Here is a 22,468-nt window from a genome sequence, read left to right as displayed (position 1 = left end):
TTTTATAATAAGTGATATAGAGAAGAGAGGGGTGCAAAGATGAAAGGGCATACATTTTGGAGCGATTTAAAGAATTATAGGGTTCTCTTGCTGATGCTGGCTCCGGCGGTTGCTTTTTTCCTTCTGTTTGCCTATGTCCCGATGGCGGGCATTATTATTGCCTTCAAGCATTACGATTACGCGGGCGGTATTTTTGGAAGTGCCTGGAACGGGCTCGACAACTTCCGCTTTTTCTTTGAATCAGGGGATGCTTGGCGGGTAACACGAAATACAGCACTATATAACATTGCATTTATCGTCGTCAATAACAGTTTGCAAATTTTTGCAGCGATTATGTTGTTTGAGGTCGGTGGTAAATGGTTCCGCAAAATCACACAATCGGCGTTGTTCCTGCCGTACTTTATCTCATGGGTCGTTGTCGGTGCGATTGCTTATAACCTGCTAAATTATGATATCGGCACCGTGAATGCTTTGCTCAGAGGTATCGGACTCCAGCCTGTCGATATTTATAATACACCTTCCTATTGGCCGTATATTCTGGTTCTCGTTTCTGCATGGAAAAGTCTTGGATACGGAACGGTGATGTACTTGGCTGCGATTACGGGGATAGATACAGAAATGTATGAAGCAGCCGAAATCGATGGGGCTAATATTTTTCAGCGAATTATGAAAGTAACTATTCCGAATTTGTATCCAACGATTATTATTCTGGTGCTGCTGGCAGTCGGGAACATTTTCCGTGGTGATTTCGGGATGTTCTATAACATGATCGGCAACAACGGCTTGTTGTTCTCCTCGACAGACGTTATCGACACTTTCGTATTTAGGTCACTGATTACTTCGAATGATATCGGCATGTCAGCTGCAGCTGGAGTTTTCCAGTCCGTTCTTGGCTTTGCGACGATCATGTCAGTGAACTATGCTGTCCGTAAATACGACAAAGACCGCGCTCTGTTCTAATCGTGTCAAGAGTTAAGTCTTTCATAATGGAGGTAACGATATGAAGCAGCTCGATCGTAAAATATTTTCAGGTATTGGTTATGTGTCCCTGATTTTTCTCTCAGTTTTATGTATTTTCCCTTTTATACTTGTCGTATCTTCATCCTTTACGGAGGAATCCAAAATCCTAACGGATGGTTATCAATTTATACCTAATGCCTTCTCAACCGAGGCGTACAGCATTTTGTTTAAGTATCCCGAACAGATGATTCAAGCCTATATAGTGACAATAGGGGTTACTATACTCGGCACGGTGCTTGGCTTGTTTCTGACTTCGATGACTGCTTATGCGCTATCCCGAAGAGATTTTAAGTGGCGCAATAAATTTTCGTTCTTCTTTTTCTTTACGACTTTGTTCAGCGGCGGTTTGGTTCCGTGGTATCTGCTTATGGTCAACTACCTGCATATGAAGGATACGCTAATGGCCTTAGTGGTTCCGATGATGCTTAATGTCTTTTATATCATTGTTATGAAGTCTTTTATGGGCAGCATTCCGGAAGCGATTGTAGAATCGGCAAAAATTGACGGCGCAGGCGACTTTAAGATCTACGCTCGTCTAATCCTGCCGCTGTCCAAGCCTGCGTTAGCTACCATTGGATTGTTTCTAGCACTTGCCTACTGGAACGACTGGTATAATGCATTGCTGTTTGTATCGAATGAAAACTTGATGCCACTCCAATATTACTTGTATAAAATGCTTGGTAATATGGATGGCATGCGCAAAGCGATGATGGGGGCCGGGGCAGTCGTAACGACATCGATCCCAACCGAGAGCTTGAAAATGGCGATGACAGTTGTGGCCACTGGCCCAATTTTGCTGGCTTATCCATTCGTGCAGAGGTATTTTGTCCAAGGTTTGACGATTGGTGCTGTGAAAGGATGAACCCGGGGAAACTCGGTTTATCAATACAATTAAACACAAGGGGGAAGGCTTGAGATGCTGAAGAGAAATAGATTGATGATGCTAGCGCTCGTTTTAACCTTCGTAATGATTCTAAGTGCATGTGGTGGTGGCAATAACAATGCTAATACGTCTGCACAGGCTACAAATAATGCGTCAGAGGGAGGAAGCGACACTACGAACACCTCAGAACCTGCAACTACCTCAGACACCCTTGATACCTCTAAAGAAGTGAAGCTGAAAATGATTTTTGTTGGTCCTAAACCGATAGACTATGATAGCGTTTTTGCTGAAATTAATAAAAAGCTGAAAGAAAAAATTAATGCTACTGTAGAGGGCGAGTTCCTGGATTGGTCGGACTGGGCGCAAAAATATCCGCTGAAGCTGGCAGCAAATGAGGATTTTGACCTCATCTATTCGGCAAACTGGGCTGGTTACAATGACCAGGCGCTGAAAGGCGGATTCCTGGAATTGACCGACGAGCTGCTTACCAAATATATGTCGCAGACTTTAGCAGCTATGTCTGATGTGAGCTGGGATCAGGCTAAGGTAAATGGGAAACTGTACATGGTTCCACAAAACAGAGGGGAATCCGTTGAAAAATTGATTTTGTACCGTGAGGATTTGCGTAAGAAATATAATCTTCCTGAGATCAACAGCCCAGAAGCGTATGCCACTTATTTGAAAACCATAGCGCAAAATGAAAAAGGAATTACGCCGTTCACTCCGGAAACAGGAGACTGGAAATATCATAATTTGGACCGTGTATTGCTGAAGCAACAAAACGAATGGAATATGTTTGATCTCGACCTTCCGTTTGCTTTCAAATTGACGGATGAAAAAGGGCAAGTATTTAACGTATATGAAACGCAAGAGTTTAAAGACCTACTTGTATATTACAAAGATCTCGCTGATAACAATGCTTGGTCGAAAAACGTTTTAAACAGTAAAAATGATCATCAGGCCGATTTTAAAGCAGGCAAAACAGCATCGATTACGCACAACAACGGAACACTTGGAGCACTTATGGCTTTGATGCGCCAAGAGAATTCCCCTTATGAAGTAGCATTGGCTGACATCAACCAAGGCAAGAAGAAATCAGTGGCGATTTCCACACAAAACGGTACTTCGATCCATGCTACTTCCAGAAATGTGGAACGTTCCTTGATGTTCCTCGATCTGATGCAAAATGATAAAGAACTGCACGACCTAATGATGTACGGCCTTAGCGGTGTACATTACGAAGCGGTTGGCGATGACAAATATAAAGCCCTTGAAAAGAATCCGAACTATACTGGCTTCTCTAACTGGAACTTCAACTCGCCACTTAACCGTGACAATGAAGCATTCCCGCAAGAAGCAAACGATCTGGCTAAAGGCTGGGAAGCAAATGTCTATCACTACGCGCTTGAAACCTTCGTATTCGATAACAGCAAAGTGAAAACGGAAATTGCCAACGTTGGTAACGTAATGCTCCGTTATGCGATTCCGCTTGAGTACGGCGTAATCAAAGATATCGACAAAGGTCTTGAAGATCTGAACAAGCAACTGAAATCCGCGGGCATTGATAAAATCCAAACCGAACTGCAAACTCAAATCGATGCTTTCTTGGCAAACAAATAAGCTACAGAATAAGGGAGACCTAACAGTCATCAAATGGCTGTTAGGTCTCCCTGTTTAATTGGTCATCCGCGGTTGAAGCCGCTATCGGACACAGTTGACCCTAATGGCAGCTTTATCGCACTTTTGGAATACTAACGGACTCCACAGTCGCTATTAGCCTAAAACACGCCTAGAATGAAGCTCAGGATAAAGAATAGCTGCACTGGAGTCCGAAAGTCTGCTTTAAAGGCTGAAAATCAGTAAATAAAGTCACCTCGGTCCGTTAGGCAGACTAAAACAAAAAGCATCAGCCCTTCTGTTAGGGAGAACCGCTACTCTTTGTCAAAAGGAATAAAAAAGAAGAACCGGCATGAGCTGCCGGTTCTTCTTAATATATAATTTGCGCGCAATGAAATAACGTGATAATATGAGAAGACCACTGTTGATCTGCGTATTTTAGACGGATTTGTTACATCTTATTTATACATTAATATTACCACGCGGATTGGCAGTTTGTCAAATTTGTATTTTTGCTTCTTGATAACAACCTTGAAAAGGAGCGTGTTAGTAAAAATGTTAAGCGAAAAAGATTGGCAGGGAGAACAGAAACGGCTAGATTTGGTCACGGAAGAATTGCAATCAAAGATTGGCGAGCTGGAACCGGAAGTGACAGGATTACGTGAACAGGTGACGGACATCCGCAAGCAGTTTTGGGAGGAAGTTACGGTCAATACGAGCACACATGAGGATTTCGAGGAGACCTTTTACAGTATAAAACAGCAGGAAGCATTGTTGTCTGAGCGGGAGCGTAGCCACCGCCAACGGATGCAGCGTTATAAGAACATGAAACGGCTGCTGCCGTCACCCTATTTTGGACGAATGGACTTTCAAGAAGATGGATTGAACTCTAATGAGCAAATTTATATCGGGGTGGCGTCTTTCATCGATGCAGAAGGTGTCAACTTTCTGGTATATGACTGGCGGACACCTATTGCAAGTATGTATTATGACCATTCGCCAGGCGCCGCCTCTTACGATACACCCGGAGGACAAATTTCGGGGACAATGATGCTGAAGCGGCAATACCAGATCCGTCAGGGTCAGCTTCAGAACGTGTTCGATACGAGCTTAACGATCGGTGATGAATTACTTCAGCAGGTGCTTGGTAAGGGCGCGGATTCACAAATGAAGAGCATCGTGGCGACTATTCAGAAGGAACAGAACGCTATTATCCGCAACGACAGTAGCCATATGCTAATTGTGCAGGGGGCGGCGGGCAGCGGAAAAACATCCGCAGCGCTGCAACGGGTAGCCTATTTACTATATAAACACCGTGATAGGCTCAAGGCAGATCAGATTGTTCTTTTTTCGCCTAATCCGATGTTTAACAGTTATGTATCTACGGTGCTTCCCGAGCTTGGCGAGGAGAATATGCAGCAAACAACCTTTCAGGAGTATGTTGATTATTGGCTTGGATCTACGGTTCGTCTAGAGGACCCGTTCGAGCAGATTGAATTTGTACTGACGTCCAAAGCTTCTCCAGAGTATGAAGCGCGCCTAACTGGAATGTTGTATAAAGCTTCAGAAGCTTTTCTGCATGCTCTGCAAAACTATGCGTTGTGGTTAGGGAAGGAAGGGATGTTGTTTCATAGTATCCGTTTTCGGGATCGCGAGTTGATTACTGCGGAGCATATGAAATCACAATTTTACAGCTATGACAGCTCCATTCGTTTGGCTAATCGCATCGTTTTATTGCGTGAATGGCTACTGCGTCAGTTGGCTTCGCTGGAGCGTCAGGAACAGGAGGCATTCTGGGTTCAAGATGAACTCGATTACCTCGATACCGATCAGTATGCCGAAGCCTACAGTGAGATACTTAAGAAGTATCGGCGGGAAGAAGCCGTCTTTGATTTTACGACTCAGTATCTTGAGAACTATGGGGATTTTCCTAATCAGGATCAAGGGGAAGAGAATGTTTTTGACTTTGGTCTGCAGGAAGAAGAACTGCTGCGCCGCATGATTGTGAAGGAGCACTTTAAACCGCTGAGACGGGATACCAAACGGCTTAAGTTCATAGATACGATTGGGTTATACAATCAGTTATATAGCGACGATGTCATTTATCGAAGAATGACGAACGAGACTGAGGTACCTGCTCAGTGGCTGGAAATTTGTAAGCAAACAAAGGAAAAGCTGCGCCGCGATGAGCTCTTTTGTGAGGACGCCACTCCATTCCTGTATTTAAAAGAGCTTGTCGAGGGTACTCGCATGAACACTGAGGTGCGGCATCTGTTTATCGATGAAGGCCAGGATTATTCGCCGTTCCAATACGCGTTTCTCAAACAGCTGTTTCCCCGCGCGCGCATGACTGTGCTCGGCGATTTCGGCCAAGCGATTTTTCCTCAAGCAACGAATTTACACGAGATGGATTCGCCTTTGATCGGGCTTTATGGTGAAGGTGAAACGAGCCTGATCCGTCTAATTCGAAGTTATCGCTCAACCCGTCAGATTGTGGAGTTTACGAAGGCGTTGCTGCCTAATGAGGAGATCGTACCTTTTGAAAGAGAGGGTAACAAGCCGTTCCTAGTGAAGGCGAGTAGTGACGTAGAGCGGGCGAAAAGAATTAAAGAGGATCTTGCGGCGCTGATGGCTGAAGGGCTCGACTCTATTGCCGTGATTACCAAGACTGCAGCTGAAAGCCGTGCGGCCTATGAAGAATTAAAGTCACAAGGATGCGAAGCTCTGCGGCTTATTACGAAGGAGACGCTCACTTTTGAGAAGGGCGTTTTGGTAATTCCCGCGTATCTCGCAAAAGGGGTTGAATTCGACGCCGTACTGATTTATGATGCTTCCACACAGACGTATGATCGGGAAAGCGAACGCAAGCTTTTTTATACAGCCTGTACGCGTGCGATGCATCGGCTTCTGCTGTACACAACAGGTGAGTGGTCACACTTTATTCAGCCGTTAGAGGGATCTTTATATGAGGTCGTGCAATGAGATTGGAGAGATAAATGAAAAGCATATTGTATAAGTATATGAGTAAATTTACATCTCTTAACGAAATGGAACAGCAGGATATTGTTGAAGGTATTCCTATTGAGGAATACAAGAAGGGAACGGTACTCCTTAGACAAGGAGACGTTCCCTCAAAATGTTTTTTTGTGTTAAAGGGATGTGTGAGGCAGTCCTCGATAGATGAATCGGGAAAAGAGGTCACATCTAATTTTTATACGGAAGAGCAAGCGGTTTCGATTTTTAATCGGCATCAGGAGAGTAGACCCTCAGCGTACACCTTAACCTGCCTACAAGACAGCATGTTGGTGGTTGGTAATCTTAATGCGGAACAGGATATGCTCCATAAATACGCTCAGCTGGAAACCATGATACGCAAAATGGTAGAGGAAAACTTGGGTGAGGTTCAGGATGAGTTGACTTCTTTTATTGCTTCCAATCCTGAAGAACGTTACAAAGCCTTGTTACAAAAAAGACCTCATTTACTTACCCGTGTCCCCCAACATCAATTAGCCAGTTATTTGGGGATTACGCCAGAGTCATTAAGTAGAATTAAGAAGCGGGTTCATTCCGGTGATGAATAACAAAATCGTTATACACTTTTGGGGATTTTTCCACCTCTAAGCAGTAGCCATATCCCAAAGCCTAGTTCTCCTACAATCATAGGAATAGTAAAAACAAAATTAAGTGTTGTAATGAACGCCTCATATTGTGGGAGAAACATTTTGCTTAGATGAATGATAATATAGCCTATTGAAGCAAGCAGCAGCAAGATGCTGATTACTTTAGGAATGACATCGGATTTTAAAGCCACATAGCCCACTATTAACAAATGCCCGCCAAAAACGACCAGCCCCATAGACCAAATGAATTGAAATGCATCCAGAAATAACATCATAAATGCTTGAGTTTGTTCGATTGTTAATGAGGAAAAGCCATTTGTGTTTCCTGTGAGCAGCAGCACAAATATCAAAGTTAATATAGAGATTGCCAATATAGCGGAATAAGTTAGACGGAGCCATGCGCCGAGTAATGAAAGATTTTGGTTGACGGGTTCTAGAAACACATAAAACGCCCAGGCGACCAGAATGTCAGTAATCATAATGATGATCCAGCCCAAGATTTCCCCTTTGAAAAGGTTGTTGGAAGATACGATGTTAATAAATGTGGCACTGGCATCGCCTTGCACAACAAGAGTCCCATGGACAAAGCCATATGAAAAAAATGAAGCGAGGGTCATGATGATCAGTGATATTCCAGCTGTTAAAGCGGACTTACGCTGATTCGTTAGGTCTTTTTCTGAGATAACCATAAGATAGCCTCCTAAAGGACTTTTATTTCATTGTAATTAGGAGTACTATGGCGGGCATTGACTTAAATCAAGACTCTGAATTTAATCAAGCGAAGTAAGTATCATTGTTATCGCGTTATCAACAAAGGATCGCTCCGGGCGGGATTTCAAGAGTACAGTAAGCCCTATTAGCGATACGATTAGTGCTTGTGCCAAGGCCTTCGCATTTACACCACCCTTAAGCTCACCTGATTGTATACCGCGTTCAATAGTTTCTTGAAATATGACCGATAGATACATTTGGTGTTCTCTTGTAAGAATCTCGAATTTCTCATCATGAGGTGCCAGCTCAACCATTGTATTGATGCAAAAACACCCTCGGTTCACACTGCCTGCATACTCCTCAGCCACCACATCTTCAAAAAAACTACGAAAGGCTTTTTTTACGGATGGATTGCTTTGAAGTTGGGCTCGGACACGGGAAGCATGGGACATCGTGTATTTACGTAGCGCAGCTTCGAACAATTCTTTTTTGTCTCCAAAAGCTGCGTATATACTGGGGCGTTGAATGCCCATTCTGGAAGTTAAATCGCTTAATGAAGTAGCCTCATATCCCTTCTCCCAAAATAGCTCCATAGCTGATTCTAATACTTTTTCCTCGTCAAATTCGCGGGTTCGAGCCATTATAACACCCCTCGTTATATTTGATTTCAATAATTTATTACCGAACAGTATTTTATAATACTAAAACTAGTCGTATAAATTGTCAAATGAAAGTCGGTGGCATCAAATATTTATGTTGACACACGCCATTTTGTAAGATAAATTTACTGAGCGCAATAACATACTGATAGGTATGAAATGTGTTTGCGATTTAAATTTAACAGAGAAAGGGTGTGTCCAAATTGCAGGGGACTAAAGAGAAGCTTTCGTCACACGAGACGCATACGCCATCTGATTCTTTTCATGCTTCCTCGATGCCTCGTTATATGACACTTTTGTTTGCCGTTGTCTGCGGGATGTCGGTTACAAACATCTACTTTGCACAACCGTTGCTCGATCATTTATCGAGAGAATTTGGTATTGATTATTCAACCATTGGTATTCTTATTACTATCACGCAGATTTTTTATGCAGTGGGGCTGTTACTGCTCGTGCCACTTGGAGATTTACTGAATCAGCGCCGCCTGATTACCGGCCAGATGTTATTATCTGTGGTGGCTTTGATTATCGTGGGTACTGCCTCTTCCAGCACGGTACTATTCGTAGGTATGGCCTCAGTGGGACTACTCGCTGTTGTAACGCAGACGCTTGTTGCGTTCGCGGCGACAATGGCTGCCCCTGCCGAACGCGGGCGAGTCGTAGGCATGGTCACAAGTGGAATTGTGATTGGAATACTTCTTGCACGATCCATTTCAGGAATACTTACAGATCTTGCAGGTTGGCGTTCCGTATACCTTGTTTCTGCTGCTTTAATGCTTTGTATGGTGTGTACATTATTTAGGGTGTTACCAAATGTGGAACGTGAGGTAAAAACACTGTCATACGCTCAGCTGCTTAGCTCAGTGTTTATGTTGTTTGTACAAGAGAGAGTATTACGTATCCGCGCTATTCTGGCTTTACTGATTTTTACTGCTTTTAGTATTCTGTGGACTTCTGTGGTCTTGCCTCTTAGTGCTCCGCCGTTATCACTTTCACATACTGCAATTGGGGCATTTGGTCTGGCGGGAATTGTGGGAGCATTAGCCGCTGCGCGGGCGGGAAAGCTAGCTGATCAGGGTCATGGACAGAGAACGACAGGCATAGCCTTACTTCTATTGTTGATTTCCTGGTGGTTTATCAGTTTTACCGAGCAGTCGCTGTTGGCACTGGTCATTGGTATTGTTCTGCTTGATTTGGCTGTGCAGGCGGTGCATGTCACCAATCAAAGTATAATACTTACCTTGCGCATGGAGGCACGTAGTAGGCTTACCGCAGGATATATGGTTTTTTACTCCATTGGAAGTGCTACCGGATCGATTGCCTCCACTCAAATCTATTCTCACTATGGCTGGAACGGGGTGTGTTGGCTTGGAGCTTCTGTTAGTGCTGCGGCCTTTTTATTTTGGGTTGTAACCTTGCGTGCTACGAATGCCGCGTTGCAACGGCGCCCTGCTTGGAAATAATCGGGGCAAGTCCATAAGGGTGGAGGCTCCGTTTTCCGGGCATGTTATTTAAAACAGGTTTGGGAGGGGATAAGGATGTCTAGAAGAAACAGGAAATATGCAGTGCCGGGAGCCAGCCGCGGAATGCAAATTTTTAAAGCGGAAGTGATGCGGTGCGAGGGGTATGATGTAGATCCGGAGCGGCCTGATGATGTGAAATACGAAGTCGCAAAAGAACTGGGTGTCCCTTTGGAGCACGGTCAAAATGGTCATTTGAGCACAGAATCGGTGGGCCAGATCGGCGGTAAAATTGGTGGATCGATGGTCCGCGAAATGATTCGTCTCGCACAGCAGCAATTAGTGGATCAGGAAAGGCAGTAGCATTTTTCTAATATATGTTGCAGAGATCGCGGGAGGCGGTTTTCGTCCTATATTGTACGGGACTGAGGCCGTCCTTTCGGTGTTTGCGTTATTTTATAATTGTATAGTAAAAAAATTCCTGAAATTCCCTAAAACAACCTGATTCATGGTAGAATTTTACCGATGTTCCACGGTATAGTGGAGAAGGATATACCATCATTCAAGTCTGTAGTGGGAGAGGAATTATCAGATGAATCAGAGATATCGCAAACGCAACACGGCTGCTTTTACGGGGGCATCGTATTTTGCATTGGGGGCAGGACTTTTTCTATTCTGTTTGGGAGTGTACAACGACACTTGGGAGCTAAACGTAAAAGGGTATTATTTGCTCTGTATGGTGTTAATTACGATTTCCTGTATCGTTGTGCAAAAGGTGGTTAGGGACAATACAGAGGATAAAGAATTTCGTTTGGATAACCCTAAACACAGGATGAGAAACACAGGGGCCTTCACAATTATGGCTTTTGTGGGTTTGATTATCGGTTATGCGATGTTTTTTATTGGCCTTTACAATGCTCCATTTGAATTAAATGTAAAGGGGTATTACATAGCTGTTATTCTCTTGATTTCTTATAGCGCTATTGGCGTTCAGAAAGTGACGCGGGATAACGCGGAAGATAACGAGATTCTTGCCGAGCAAGAGGCGAGACGGGACATCCAAGGGTAAAGAGGGATATATCCAGCTTTTTCTCTGGCAACAGCTAGCTGCTTCAACTTTACTTACCATCATAAATTGTAAACAGGAGCTTCGTGTATTTACGGAGCTTCTTTTTATTTTTGAAATAGCAGCAATAATCTTGCCGATCTGAACATTATGATGACTATTTGTTAGAACAACATCCTTAGTTTGGATTGTTTTTTACTATTCGGTTCTCTATACTCTTCATAATACTTGAAGTAGGGGTGGATAATGGATGATCCGTCTGAAGGATATAGGGAAGTTCGAGGAACTGCCGCAAATGGCCATGCATATTTACAATGGAAACATTCCGGAATTAGAGGCTGCCATTAGAGCAGGCTGGGATATTGAAGAGGGCATCGTCCTTAGCCAATATACTACGTTAACCCCGTTAGATTTGGCGCTTATATCAGAGAGAATGGATGTCATAAAGCTGCTGGTACAGCACGGTGTAAATCTGAATGTGAAGAATAATCCGGCTTTTTTGCTCGCGGTTCGCTATTGCAAAGAAGATATCGTCCGCTATATTGCAGCACAAGGGGCTAAACTGGACAAGCTTAATCAGGTCAAGTCAGGTGCATATTCGCAGGCCTACTATGGCAACAAAAACAATATCCCGCTCATTCATGAGCTAGGATTAGATATTAAGCAGCATGGTGGGGCTGTATTACGCAAAGCGGTGTCAGATCATGACCTTAAGACCGTTACTTATTTACTGGATCAAGGGGTGGACATTAATTACAACAAATCCGATATGGTCTATCCTTATCAAGCGAATCCGTTAACAGTTGCCACAAGAATGGGTAATCAAGCGATGGTACAATTTTTGATTGAACGTGGCGCAGACGTTACCTTGGCAGAAAAAGATGGCGATCGCCCGTACACCATTGCAGTGACCAATAAGAATACAGCTTTGGCTGACTATTTGAAATCGTTAGAGCCGGCTGAATTTCATGATATCGAGAACAAGAAGTTTGAGCTGAGAAAATATAAATTGTCTGATGAATTGGTTAGCTTTCTTACTGGAAAAAATCTGCGTCTTGAGCTAACACAAAATGAATATGAAATTAGATATATCGACATTTTCACATTAACTGATACCATTGAAATGAAAATTGGCCGGCAAAAGCTGCTCCGTCTGTCAGCCGATATAGATAATTACTCTGATCTGCTGCTTATGTGGAATCCGAAGAAAAAAGGACTGATCGGCTGTTACGACGTGGAACATCAGACGTACGCGGATTTATGTAGTTTTGCAGATTTTCTCACGCAACCGGAGATATACCTCATTAATTTTCTTGAAGGAACATAGTTGTTAATATCTCATGATCTGTCTATTTCTTTTGCAGGAATCATTCTATTCGTCGTTGAATATATCCCGGTAACCGTATTACGTATTCAAAATACGTAGCCACAGGAGGAGAACAACATTGAAATCGATTACCGTTCAAAGCCTTACGGAAACGTTTAAGCTGGAAGTGCTTGCGGGTGCTAGCTGCATGGACCGTGAGATTACTCGCTCAAAGACACATAGACCTGGCCTGGAGTTCGTGGGTTACTTCGATTTTTTCCCCATGAAGCGAGTACAAGTATTGGGCCGCAAAGAAATCAATTATCTGCTAAAGCTAAGCGTTGAGCAACGCAAGTTACATATTGGCAATATTGTTAAGTATCATCCCCCATGCTTTATTGTGACGACGGGTCAGCAGGAGATTCCTTATTTGACTTTATTCTGCGACCAAGAAGGTATACCACTACTTCGAACGGAAGAGACGACGTCAGAGTTCATCGCAAAGATTGATACTTATCTGGTGAAGGCGCTGGCGCCTGAACTTTCAATACATGGAGTGTGTGTGAACGTGTCCGGCATAGGGGTCCTATTGAGAGGCAAGTCCGGGATCGGAAAAAGCGAAACCGCTCACACGCTCATTAGAAGAGGTCATCGGTTTGTGGCCGATGATGTAGTTGTGCTTAAGAAGCTGGGACCGGCTACGCTTCTTGGCACACATAATGAAACGACCCGTGAATTCCTAGCGCTGCGCAGTATTGGTCTGATCAACGTTGTACGGCAGTACGGGCGTAGAGCTTTTCAGGAAGAGACACGAATTGTACTCGACATCGAGTTGTCACCATGGCGGGAGAATTCCCTGAACAATGAGCTCGAAATCGAACCTCAGTTCACAGACTATCTTGGTGTGCAAATTCCGCATATTGAAGTTCAGCTTCAGCCTGGCCGCGATGTGGCTGGTCTGATCGAAGCGGCTGCGAACAATTGGTACCTTAAGCAGCTCGGCTATAGTGCCGTTGAAGAGTTCCTGCAGAGGATCGAAAACGGGATGCAGTCGTAAAGGCAAGATAGAAGGCAGCAATTATAGCTATAAATATAATGGTTTTATGTATACTCAAAACAGACCGCAGATAAACGCTGCGGTCTGTTTTTCACAGCAAAAAGGGAAGTTGTCTTTTGATTGATATGGCTAAGACATGCGTTATTGGCTGGGCATAGGTTAGAAATGGTATAATTTCTAATAGGTATTTTGAGTGATCGTTAATAGGAGGTATTAATGATGAGTGATGAGTTATTGGCAAAATTGGATGAATGGCATGAGGAAGATGAATTTCAAGAAATCGTGGATGCAATCACGGAAATTCCTGAAGAGGAAAGAGATTATGTTCTAACTAGTCATTTGGGCAGGGCGCTTAATAATCTCGGGCAATATGAAGAGGCTTTAGAGCAGTATTTGAGCATTGAAGAAGAGGGTGAAGGTGACCCGCTCTGGCATTACCGTATCGGGGTTTCTTATTATTATCTGAAAAGATATGACGAAGCTTTAAAAGCGTTTACGATTGCCGATCAGCTGGAGCCTGATGATGAAGACACATTGGAGTTTCTGGGCTGGATCAAACGTAAATTGGCTAAAAAAGCTGCGAAAAAGCCTGTAAACAAACCTGCAAAGAAGCCTGTAATAGCGTTGGATACCACTAATTTCTGGGATGACAGCGAGTATGCGTTCTCAGAATATATCTCTGATCCGCCTTCAGATGCATTGATTACTTCAGTACAAGAAGAGCTGGTCTTCAAGCTGCCTGCTTCCTATGTGGATATGATGAAGTTACATAATGGGGGAATTCCTCATAACAATCGTTATCCGATTCCGGGAACAGGAGAATTTATTACGATTTCTGGTATCCACGGAATTGGACGAGATAAGAATAAGTCGCTGTGTGGAGCTTCAGGCAGCCGGACTGTGATTGAAAATGGGCGTTATCCTGAAGTTGGTGTGGTGATCTGTGATTGTCCTTCTGAGAATGAAGTGGTGATGCTGGATTACCGCGAATTCGGGAATGATGGCGAACCTGAGGTTATTCATGTAGATCGGGATAACAAATACAAAATCACACGTTTGGCTGATAATTTTGAGACCTTTATCAGCGGACTGGTGAAATAGTCCGTTTCGCTGGCTAAGAATACTTATAATCAAATCAAGGCATTCCTTAAGAGGAGTGCCTATTTCTATTAGGTGATTATTAGGGAAGCGTCTTTCGGACTCAGCTGACCTTAAATGCAGTTTTTTCGCATATTTGGAATGCCAACGGACCGCATAGAAGCTATTGGCATAAAAAACACCCAATATGAACCCGATTCATAGGAATAGCGTCACTGGAGTCCGAAACTACGCACAAAAGGCTAAAAACATGCCAATAACGTCATCTGGGTCCGAAAGCCTCAGTGGACGAGTGCGATTCGGCGATTTAGCTGAAGGTGAGGCTGATTCGAAGTCGTTAGGCTTTAACTAGCCAATAATCGGTCTTGAGTCAACTAACCAACGACCTAAACACAGAGCAGCGGTGCTCCCATTAATGGGGAACCGCTGCTCTGCTGTCTTTTTCTCGGATCATTGCTGGGTGTTAAACACCTTAGATTGCAGGATATCGAGGGCATGGTTAATCTCAGCTAATTCCTCTGGGGGAACCTCTTTAATCCGGTTCAAAAAACGTTCACCGATCCGTTCAAAAGCCTCGTTCATCATCGCTTGTCCAGCATCAGACAACCGAATCATTTGCTTACGCCGGTCCTCGGCGACATCAAGCTTCTCACACAGGTTTTTTTCTGTTAATTTCTTGAGCTCACGGCTGGTATTCGGCATAGAGATATTCTTACAATCGCTGATTTGGCTGAGGGTAACAGGCTGGCTAACCGCAATATATTCCAGAATACTATATTGAACGGGCGTAATGCCTTCCGGTATAACATCTTTGGTAAAGTCAAATGTTACTTCATGGACTGCTGTCGTAAAGGTAACAATTTTCTGAAAAAACGCTTGTTTGTCCATAAGGATCACCTCTTATTGTAAACCTTAACAAAATAATTATCATAATACAATTATCATTTGACAACTAAATAACGGTTGTGATACCATTTTGTTATCAAATGATAATTAAAGAGGTGGAGCAATGAACGTTTTAGTCATCTATACACATCCGAATCATAAAAGTTTAAGTTATGCTTTTTTCAATAAAGTCATTCAGGGAAGTAATGAGAATCAAAAGATCACGAAGATAGAGGTCCTTGATCTTTACGAAGAGCAATTTGATCCTGTACTGGTCTTTAATGAAAATAAACGTAGAAGAGACATGCATATCGATCCCAAGCTAGAGAAGTATCGGGAGCAGATTCGTCAGGCCGACAAAATTGTGTTTGTGTATCCAATCTGGTGGGGCCGGCCTCCCGCGATGTTGCTCGGTTATATTGACCAAATGTTTGCTTCTAATTTCGCTTACAGAGAAAAGGGTGGCCTCATCCCCGAAGGGCTGCTGAAAGGAAAGTCTGTGGTTTGCATTTCCAGCATGAAGGGACCGACCCTTTATCCTTTATATTGGCTGAATAATTCCCATAAAGTGCTGATGAGAAAAGCATTATTTCAATATTGTGGTATCAAGAAAGTGAAGTTTTTCGAATTTGGGAATATGGAGAGTCCAAAAGGGAAACATGATAAGAAGTTAAATCAGGTGTACCAATATTTTAAAGCTGTGGCTAATTAATACCTCGAAAATATCTGCTCTATGATTATTCAAGATAACCCCGGAAATGGATGTCTCAAGTGATCCCATTAGTTGGATGGTCCAAAACAACGGTGGGATCAAACCAAATGTTCTTCACGATATAAATACGCGCATACATTGTTGTCATACATTTCTTCCACCGGATGCTTTTTCATTTTTTTTTATAATACCTAGATTAATCCAAAGCAGCTTGTGAGCTCAGATGAAGATGGAGAAATAGCTCTCACACCGGTGTAAGGTATGGTGTTGCTGGCTAATTTTTTTTGTTGGCTTTTGAAATAAGGGCTGTTATATTTGAAAATACTATGTAACTAAAGGTTCAGCAACTGGGTATCGACACAATGGAGAGGCGGATTTACATGCAACAAATGTTAGACAGTATGATTAGCGCAACAAATGACTTTCTTTGGTCAAAAATTTTGGTGGTTCTGCTTATTGTTTGTGGAATTTATTTCACCATTCGATCGAAGTTTGTTCAGTTTGGCATGTTTAAAGAAATGTTTAGGGTTCTTAAAGAGTCCAATGAAAGGTCAAAAGATTCCATTTCGTCGTTTCAGGCTTTCTGTATCAGTATGGCAGCAAGGGTTGGGACAGGGAATATTACAGGGATCGCAATTGCTATCGCAATAGGTGGACCAGGAGCTGTTTTTTGGATGTGGGTCATAGCTATTATTGGATCAGCGTCCGGATTTATTGAAAGTACTCTGGCACAGGTGTATAAAGTGAAGGACAAGACTGGATTTCGTGGGGGTCCCGCCTATTATATGGAGCAAGGCTTGAAAAAACGCTGGATGGGCGCGGTATTTGCGGTTCTGATCACGTTATCCTTTGGTCTTGTATTTAATGCAGTTCAATCCAATACGATTACAGTGGCCTTTGAGAATTCATTTGGCACTAATCGGGTGATTCTTGGACTTGTAGTCGCTGCTGCTTTTGCGGCTGTTATCTTTGGTGGGGTTAAACGTATTGCTAGAATGTCCGAATATATTGTAGTGGTAATGGCAGGGATCTATATTGGGGCCGCTGTTATTATTATGTTAATTAATATTACGGAAATACCGGCGATTCTGGCGCTTATTGTGAAAAGTGCTTTTGGATTTGAACAAATCGCGGGGGGATCTTTTGGGGCAGTCATTCTGCAAGGGGTGAAAAGAGGACTATTCTCCAACGAAGCGGGGATGGGTAGTGCTCCAAATGCTGCGGCAACTGCAACAACTAGTCATCCGGTGAAACAAGGGCTGATGCAAGCGCTGGGTGTACTTACAGACACGTTACTTATTTGTTCGAGTACTGCTTTTATTATCTTGTTATCTGATGCGTATAAACAGCCAGGGCTGGATGGAATTAAGCTGACACAAGCGGCATTAAGCGAACATATTGGTTCGTGGGCCTCTGGATCCTTAGCGATCATGATTTTGTTGTTTGCTTTCAGTACGTTAATCGGAAATTATTATTATGGTGAGACCAATATAGAATTCTTGAACTCCAATAAAAAAGTATTACTATTCTATAGATACAGCGTCTTGGCGATGATTATTTTTGGCTCCGTAGCTAAGGTTCAATTGGTATGGGATTTGGCTGATTTATTTATGGGCTTCATGGTCATCGTGAATTTGATCGCTATCCTTCTATTATCTAAGGTGGCCTTTGCCGCCCTGCAGGATTATAAGCGCCAGAAGCGCGCAGGGAAGGACCCTGTCTTTTATAAAGATAGCATAGAGGGTTTGGAGAACGTGGAATGTTGGGACAATTCTTCAGATATAAAAACGTAGTAGGGTAAGTATTTGAGGGCTCAGGAAACTGAGCCCTTTTTGGTATAAAGGGGTAGTTAGAAAAACGAGCCTTTAGAATCGCTTCTAAGGCTCGTTTTGTGTACAGAAAATTAAATTACTCCCTCTTGATTTAGGGTTTAACCAGCAGCCCATACATCTAACTCAATTTTTAATTCAGGTAACCCTAATCCTTTAATATAAGCAATTGTCATTGAAGGAGGTGTCATGCCGAATACTTTATTCCAAATTTCATAGAAATGGTTCCAATCGATTTCTTCCGTAGCCCAAATGTTGATTTTGATTACATTATCAGGTGTTAGCCTTTGAGAAGAAAGGACTTCAACAATATTACTCATCGTATTTGTTACCTGTTGGTTAAAATCTGTAGGGATATGATTGTTTTGATCGATTCCAATTTGGCCAGAAAATACATACATTTCAGCATTTCTACTTATTTTTGTTACATGACTATAGTTACCAACCGGTTTAGCAATATTTTCTGGATTATATCTTGTAATAACATTATTATTTAAGTTCATTTTGTGAATTCTCCTTTAAATAGAAGATACATAACGATATCTAAGTTATATATCTCCGCTGTTTTTTAGTTTCTTTTAATTTTTGACAGACCTATCCTATCAATAATTAATTCTAGAAAAAAACAGCAGTAGAATACCCAATACCAAAAGATAGATATTTTAGCGATCTCTTTTTCACCGGGTATTCCTCCTTCATATTTAAAGTAAGATAAGTTTCCTCAGAATGATATCATTAATCCAAGTGAGACTGCAACAATTCCACTTTCGACACAATTTTCTAAGCTTTTTTTGCTGTTATAAATGAAAATAATGAAATATTTTTTGAAAAAAAGCAAAAAAGACTTACATTATTCTTTTTTATATTGTTATAATAACAAACAGACCGGTTGGTATGTTAGGGGGAGTACGTTATTGTGGATACAAAATCGCTAATGATTGAGACGGCGACACTTCTTTTTCAGCAAAAAGGATATAAAAATGTAGGCGTGAATGAAATTTTAAAAGATTGTAATGTGACCAAAGGAGCGCTTTATCATCATTTTCCAAATGGAAAAGAAGAACTATTAATTGCTTGTTTAAAGGGCTTAAATGAAGCAATTACGATAGATATTGAGGATATTTTTAAAAAGCATCCATCGACGTTAGAAGCTACACAATCCATGATTGACAAGTTAGTTCACAACTTAGAAACTGAGGGCACGATTACCGGATATACCTTTAGCAGTATTGTCAGTGAAATGGCTACGGTGAGTGAACCTGTTCGCCAGGCATGTAGCTTGCTCTATGAGAACATGGAACGAATTTACTGCGATAAGCTTGTAACTGAAGGTTATTCGCAGGAATCAGCCTCCGATATGGCTTTGTGGATGACGGCTTCGATTGAAGGGGCGATGATGTTGTGCCTAACGCAAAAATCTACAACTCCCTTAAAAACTATCGCCAAACTATTACCGACAATATTGAAAGGAAGAACATCATGAATCAAGAAGCAAGATTACCAAGAAACGGTAAGGAGGGGGCATTATATGGTGCAATCATTTGTACACTGACGGTACTGTTTATGTCTTCAATAAATATCATTTTAGGGGTTGGAGAATTTAATGGTGAGGTTGCCTTAACGATTCTTAAGGTGTTTCCGATCATTTGGGTAATTGTCATGATTATTGAGCCTGTTGTTATTGGCCGTATTGCCGAAAAGCTGACAGCTACATTCACACAACCCACCGATAGCTTCAACGCCAAAATCCTATTCCGTATCTTGTTCACCGTACTAGGGATGTCATTTTGTATGACGTTTATTGGAGACATTATCGGAAACGGGTTGAGTTCTCAAACGTTTAATCACTTCTTAGCCAATTGGCCAAGAAATTTCCTGATTGCACTGTTCGCTGAAAGTATATTAATACAGCCGTTTGCAAGATTTGTGATGGTAAAGCTACATGCTTCTCAGGACAAAAAGAAATCCAGCGCTGTTGGCGTAACTATACATGGATTATCAGAACAAAATTCCTAACCTAAATAAGCTCTCAGGCGAAGCGATTCGTTTGAGAGCTTTTCTATTACCGTGTATAATGATGTTTTGGTTGAATAATTGAACTCAAATCTTTGCCCGATATCTTTCGGGTAAGCCCTCCTATAAAACAATGAAAGCATAACAATGAAAGGTGATTTTCTAACATGATGATTTATAGTCGTCTTGCCATAATGATGCCCCCATTTCCCTAGCTAGGCTCATATTCTTGTAGTTGTTCGAGGATATAAGCTTGTAGGAGGGCGAAAATAAGATGAAAAAATATGCAGCACCATCGTTACTTTTAATGATTGTTCTTGTGGCTTTTCCGCAAATTAGTGAGACGATTTACACCCCATCGTTACCGGATATCGCAGTAGCACTTGGGGCCACCAATAGTTCTGTACAGTTAACGTTAAGTATATATTTTATTGGATTTGCTATAGGTGTTTTTAGCTGGGGTTGGTTGTCTGACTTCATCGGGCGGAGATCTTCCATGCTGGCTGGACTTCTTGTATACGGTATGGGAAGCTTGATGTGTTTTTACTCAGAACCCATTCATCTGCTGTTAGTCAGCCGGTTTATACAAGCGTTTGGAGCAGCAACAGGTTCGATTATTACCCAAACCATTCTTCGTGAGAGTGTCTCTGGGAATAAACGGCATGTTATGTTTGCCCAAATCTCGGCGGTCATTGCTTTTACTCCCGCAGTAGGTCCGTTAATTGGCGGATGGGTGGATCAAGCTTTTGGTTTTCGAGCGGTTTTCTTTACATTAGTAATGATGAGTGTGTTGTTATTTATGTATGCTTTTTGGAAGCTGCCAGAAACCACTGATGTTTCCATGAGAAAAAAGGTGGCTATTCTGCCTATAGTCAAAAAAATGCTCGCATTGCCGCGTGTATTGGTGTTTGGATTACTAATTGGAGGCATTAACGGAATTTTGTTCAGCTATTATGCTGAAGCTCCTTTTATATTTATTGAACACTTTCAGATTTCGCCAGGAGTCTATGGTTTTCTCGGCATTATTGTGGCTTTGGCGTCGATTGTAGGAGCAATGATCTCCAAAAGATTATTAACCCTCTATGCCCCAGAAAAAATAATCCATATCGGCTGTCTAGTAATGGCGGGCGGAGCCTTGCTATTAACAATCGCAAGCAGTCTTGACTCGCTGCCGGATATGATAGTGATCGTATGTATTTTAATAACGCTGTTTGTCCTATTAATGGGTGCAGGGATTGCTTTACCTAATTGTCTAAGTCTTGCTCTTGTTCAATTTCAGGATGTTGTAGGAACAGCAGGTGCGATATTCAGCTTGGGCTATTATTTGCTTGTTAGCTTGGCGACGTGGGGAATGAGCACTCTTCATAATGGTTCATTACTGACGATGCCTATTTATTTCTTAGGGATTAGCGGCGGAATGTGGTTATTAGGCAAAAAATTTATTGTAGTGGAATAGAAATAACTTCTTAGTCATTTGATTAGCAGGAAGATATGGATCGGGGCGTCCATAAATTAAGGGCAGTCTGGAACTTTTTGAGTTCCGGACTGCTTTTTGTTTGTTAGTCCACTTCTGGCACAATGACTTGGATATGACGAGGGAGAACACTTAGCGTAATAGGCAAAGTTGGACCTTCTTCGCCATCTACATTGGTTCTTACGGTTTCTGGAGAGCTTACACTTACATTGTGGGCTGTGAAATAGACAACGTCTTTATGATCTTTGAGGGTACCCAGCAGTAAAGATATACTGGCTGTAATGGTATTGAATATACTGAGGTCCAAAATAATAAAACAATGAAGCAGACCGTCGTCCACCGCAGCATCCGGTATTAGATTCTCGAACCCGCCGACGGAGTTGGTTAATACGGCGAGAAAGAGTAAGGAGTCTCCTTGCCATATTTGTTCATCATGGTGAATGACAAGGGGGTGGGCTGTAGGGCTTGTAAGTTGTTTAAGACCTTCTTTCAAGTAGGCCAATGAGCCGAGCTTGGTTTTATCTTCGGAGGATACAGAGGATAATGATCCGGCAATTGAACCTACAGCAACAACGTTGCCGAATAGGCGGTCATTTAAGCGACCGATATCTACGTTTTTTAGGTTAGAGGAGGCAAGGGTTTGAATGGCTATTTCGGGATTCAGTGGAATTTGTAATGCACGGGCGAAATCATTAGCCGTTCCTAAAGGAACCACACCTAATATTGGGTGGTGTTCCTGATCGATAAGACCATTAATGGTCTCGTGAAGCGTGCCATCCCCGCCGATAGAGACAACCAGGTCATAACCTTCCTCACAAGCAGTGATGGAATAACGAGTGGCGTCTAGTTCTTTTGCCGTCTCGTTGATCGTAACGGAGTAGTCTTTGTCACTTAGGACTCTTGTTGCGTATCTGACATATTGGCTGGCTTCCTCTTTACCGGATGAGGGGTTAATAATAATCATAGCTTGCCGCATAAGGATAATCCTCTCTATTGTGATCTAATAGAAGTTTATTCTTACCATTACCCCAAAGTAGGCCAGCGGAACTCGTTCTCAT

At 42.4% G+C, this 22,468-nt stretch carries 21 protein-coding genes and 1 pseudogene; 17 read left to right on the top strand and 5 right to left on the bottom strand.

Annotated features, from left to right (window positions below; translation table 11 throughout):
* Positions 1–39: 39 nt before the first annotated feature.
* From MKZ09_RS33415 to MKZ09_RS33395, 5 genes are all read left to right on the top strand, one after another.
* Positions 40–960, top strand: a complete 921-nt coding sequence (locus MKZ09_RS33415) for an ABC transporter permease (protein WP_076132837.1) — start codon at positions 40–42, stop codon at positions 958–960.
* Between the two features lie 40 nt (positions 961–1,000).
* Positions 1,001–1,882, top strand: a complete 882-nt coding sequence (locus MKZ09_RS33410) for a carbohydrate ABC transporter permease (RefSeq protein WP_076202165.1) — start codon at positions 1,001–1,003, stop codon at positions 1,880–1,882.
* Positions 1,883–1,936: 54 nt separating this feature from the next.
* Positions 1,937–3,523, top strand: a complete 1,587-nt coding sequence (locus tag MKZ09_RS33405; RefSeq protein WP_076202163.1) for an ABC transporter substrate-binding protein — start codon at positions 1,937–1,939, stop codon at positions 3,521–3,523.
* Between the two features lie 552 nt (positions 3,524–4,075).
* Complete coding sequence (helD, locus tag MKZ09_RS33400; protein WP_076202161.1) at positions 4,076–6,502, top strand: RNA polymerase recycling motor HelD; 2,427 nt, start codon at positions 4,076–4,078, stop codon at positions 6,500–6,502.
* A 14-nt stretch (positions 6,503–6,516) separates the two neighbouring features.
* Positions 6,517–7,101 (top strand): Crp/Fnr family transcriptional regulator, encoded by a 585-nt coding sequence (locus MKZ09_RS33395; protein WP_076202159.1) that lies wholly within the window; start codon positions 6,517–6,519, stop codon positions 7,099–7,101.
* An 8-nt stretch (positions 7,102–7,109) separates the two neighbouring features.
* Here MKZ09_RS33395 and MKZ09_RS33390 read toward each other — a convergent pair whose 3' ends face one another.
* Both MKZ09_RS33390 and MKZ09_RS33385 read right to left on the bottom strand, forming a co-directional pair.
* The gene (locus MKZ09_RS33390; protein ID WP_076202156.1) at positions 7,110–7,829 is read right to left on the bottom strand and encodes a DUF4386 domain-containing protein; all 720 of its coding nucleotides are present in this window, start codon (positions 7,827–7,829) and stop codon (positions 7,110–7,112) included.
* 81 nt (positions 7,830–7,910) lie between these two features.
* Positions 7,911–8,492: a TetR/AcrR family transcriptional regulator gene (locus MKZ09_RS33385; protein ID WP_076132827.1), complete on the bottom strand. Its 582-nt coding sequence runs from the start codon at positions 8,490–8,492 to the stop codon at positions 7,911–7,913.
* A gap of 293 nt (positions 8,493–8,785) precedes the next feature.
* Between MKZ09_RS33385 and MKZ09_RS33380 the strand changes: the two genes are divergently transcribed.
* The 7 genes and pseudogenes from MKZ09_RS33380 (at position 8,786) to MKZ09_RS33350 (ending at position 14,500) form a co-directional block, all read left to right on the top strand.
* The gene (locus tag MKZ09_RS33380) at positions 8,786–9,973 is read left to right on the top strand and encodes an MFS transporter (RefSeq protein WP_076202320.1); all 1,188 of its coding nucleotides are present in this window, start codon (positions 8,786–8,788) and stop codon (positions 9,971–9,973) included.
* Between the two features lie 75 nt (positions 9,974–10,048).
* On the top strand, positions 10,049–10,333 hold the full coding sequence (locus MKZ09_RS33375) for an alpha/beta-type small acid-soluble spore protein (protein ID WP_076202153.1): 285 nt from the start codon (positions 10,049–10,051) through the stop codon (positions 10,331–10,333).
* 229 nt (positions 10,334–10,562) lie between these two features.
* Positions 10,563–10,745: pseudogene (locus MKZ09_RS33370) on the top strand (YiaA/YiaB family inner membrane protein); the annotation flags it as partial.
* A 57-nt stretch (positions 10,746–10,802) separates the two neighbouring features.
* Entirely contained in the window at positions 10,803–11,039 is a 237-nt protein-coding gene (locus MKZ09_RS33365) for a YiaA/YiaB family inner membrane protein (protein WP_305953524.1), read from the top strand.
* Between the two features lie 247 nt (positions 11,040–11,286).
* Positions 11,287–12,363, top strand: a complete 1,077-nt coding sequence (locus tag MKZ09_RS33360) for an ankyrin repeat domain-containing protein (protein WP_076202151.1) — start codon at positions 11,287–11,289, stop codon at positions 12,361–12,363.
* Positions 12,364–12,481: 118 nt separating this feature from the next.
* Positions 12,482–13,399, top strand: a complete 918-nt coding sequence (hprK, locus tag MKZ09_RS33355) for an HPr(Ser) kinase/phosphatase (protein WP_076132824.1) — start codon at positions 12,482–12,484, stop codon at positions 13,397–13,399.
* A gap of 219 nt (positions 13,400–13,618) precedes the next feature.
* Positions 13,619–14,500 carry an SMI1/KNR4 family protein gene (locus tag MKZ09_RS33350; protein ID WP_076132823.1) on the top strand — a complete coding sequence of 294 codons (882 nt, stop codon included), beginning with the start codon at positions 13,619–13,621 and terminating at the stop codon, positions 14,498–14,500.
* 447 nt (positions 14,501–14,947) lie between these two features.
* Here the strand turns inward: MKZ09_RS33350 and MKZ09_RS33345 are convergent, their stop codons facing one another.
* Complete coding sequence (locus tag MKZ09_RS33345; RefSeq protein ID WP_076202148.1) at positions 14,948–15,385, bottom strand: MarR family winged helix-turn-helix transcriptional regulator; 438 nt, start codon at positions 15,383–15,385, stop codon at positions 14,948–14,950.
* Positions 15,386–15,506: 121 nt separating this feature from the next.
* On the opposite strand from MKZ09_RS33345, the gene MKZ09_RS33340 reads away from it, so the two are divergent.
* On the top strand, positions 15,507–16,094 hold the full coding sequence (locus MKZ09_RS33340) for an NAD(P)H-dependent oxidoreductase (RefSeq protein WP_036682318.1): 588 nt from the start codon (positions 15,507–15,509) through the stop codon (positions 16,092–16,094).
* Positions 16,095–16,474: 380 nt separating this feature from the next.
* On the top strand, positions 16,475–17,887 hold the full coding sequence (locus MKZ09_RS33335) for an alanine/glycine:cation symporter family protein (RefSeq protein ID WP_036682317.1): 1,413 nt from the start codon (positions 16,475–16,477) through the stop codon (positions 17,885–17,887).
* A 137-nt stretch (positions 17,888–18,024) separates the two neighbouring features.
* On the opposite strand, the gene MKZ09_RS33330 is transcribed toward MKZ09_RS33335, so the two are convergent.
* Positions 18,025–18,426, bottom strand: coding sequence for a RidA family protein (locus MKZ09_RS33330; RefSeq protein ID WP_036682315.1), 402 nt, complete (start codon positions 18,424–18,426; stop codon positions 18,025–18,027).
* Positions 18,427–18,839: 413 nt separating this feature from the next.
* Here MKZ09_RS33330 and MKZ09_RS33325 point away from each other — a divergent pair, with 413 nt between their 5' ends.
* The 3 genes from MKZ09_RS33325 (at position 18,840) to MKZ09_RS33315 (ending at position 21,392) form a co-directional block, all read left to right on the top strand.
* A complete protein-coding gene (locus MKZ09_RS33325; RefSeq protein ID WP_076202145.1) occupies positions 18,840–19,406 on the top strand; it encodes a TetR/AcrR family transcriptional regulator in 567 nt (188 codons plus the stop codon).
* On the top strand, positions 19,403–19,939 hold the full coding sequence (locus tag MKZ09_RS33320; protein ID WP_036682312.1) for a DUF2798 domain-containing protein: 537 nt from the start codon (positions 19,403–19,405) through the stop codon (positions 19,937–19,939). Before MKZ09_RS33325 ends, MKZ09_RS33320 begins: the two co-directional genes overlap by 4 nt.
* Before the next feature lie 271 nt (positions 19,940–20,210).
* Positions 20,211–21,392 (top strand): multidrug effflux MFS transporter, encoded by a 1,182-nt coding sequence (locus MKZ09_RS33315; protein WP_076202143.1) that lies wholly within the window; start codon positions 20,211–20,213, stop codon positions 21,390–21,392.
* Positions 21,393–21,495: 103 nt separating this feature from the next.
* Here the strand turns inward: MKZ09_RS33315 and MKZ09_RS33310 are convergent, their stop codons facing one another.
* Positions 21,496–22,386, bottom strand: a complete 891-nt coding sequence (locus MKZ09_RS33310) for a diacylglycerol/lipid kinase family protein (RefSeq protein WP_036682309.1) — start codon at positions 22,384–22,386, stop codon at positions 21,496–21,498.
* Between the last annotated feature and the right edge of the window lie 82 nt (positions 22,387–22,468).

This window comes from Paenibacillus sp. FSL R5-0908 (assembly GCF_038006245.1).
GTDB lineage: Bacteria > Bacillota > Bacilli > Paenibacillales > Paenibacillaceae > Paenibacillus_AQ > Paenibacillus_AQ odorifer.
The sequence above is the reverse complement of the archived record's forward strand: the minus strand, read 5'-3'. Positions and strand labels throughout refer to the sequence as shown.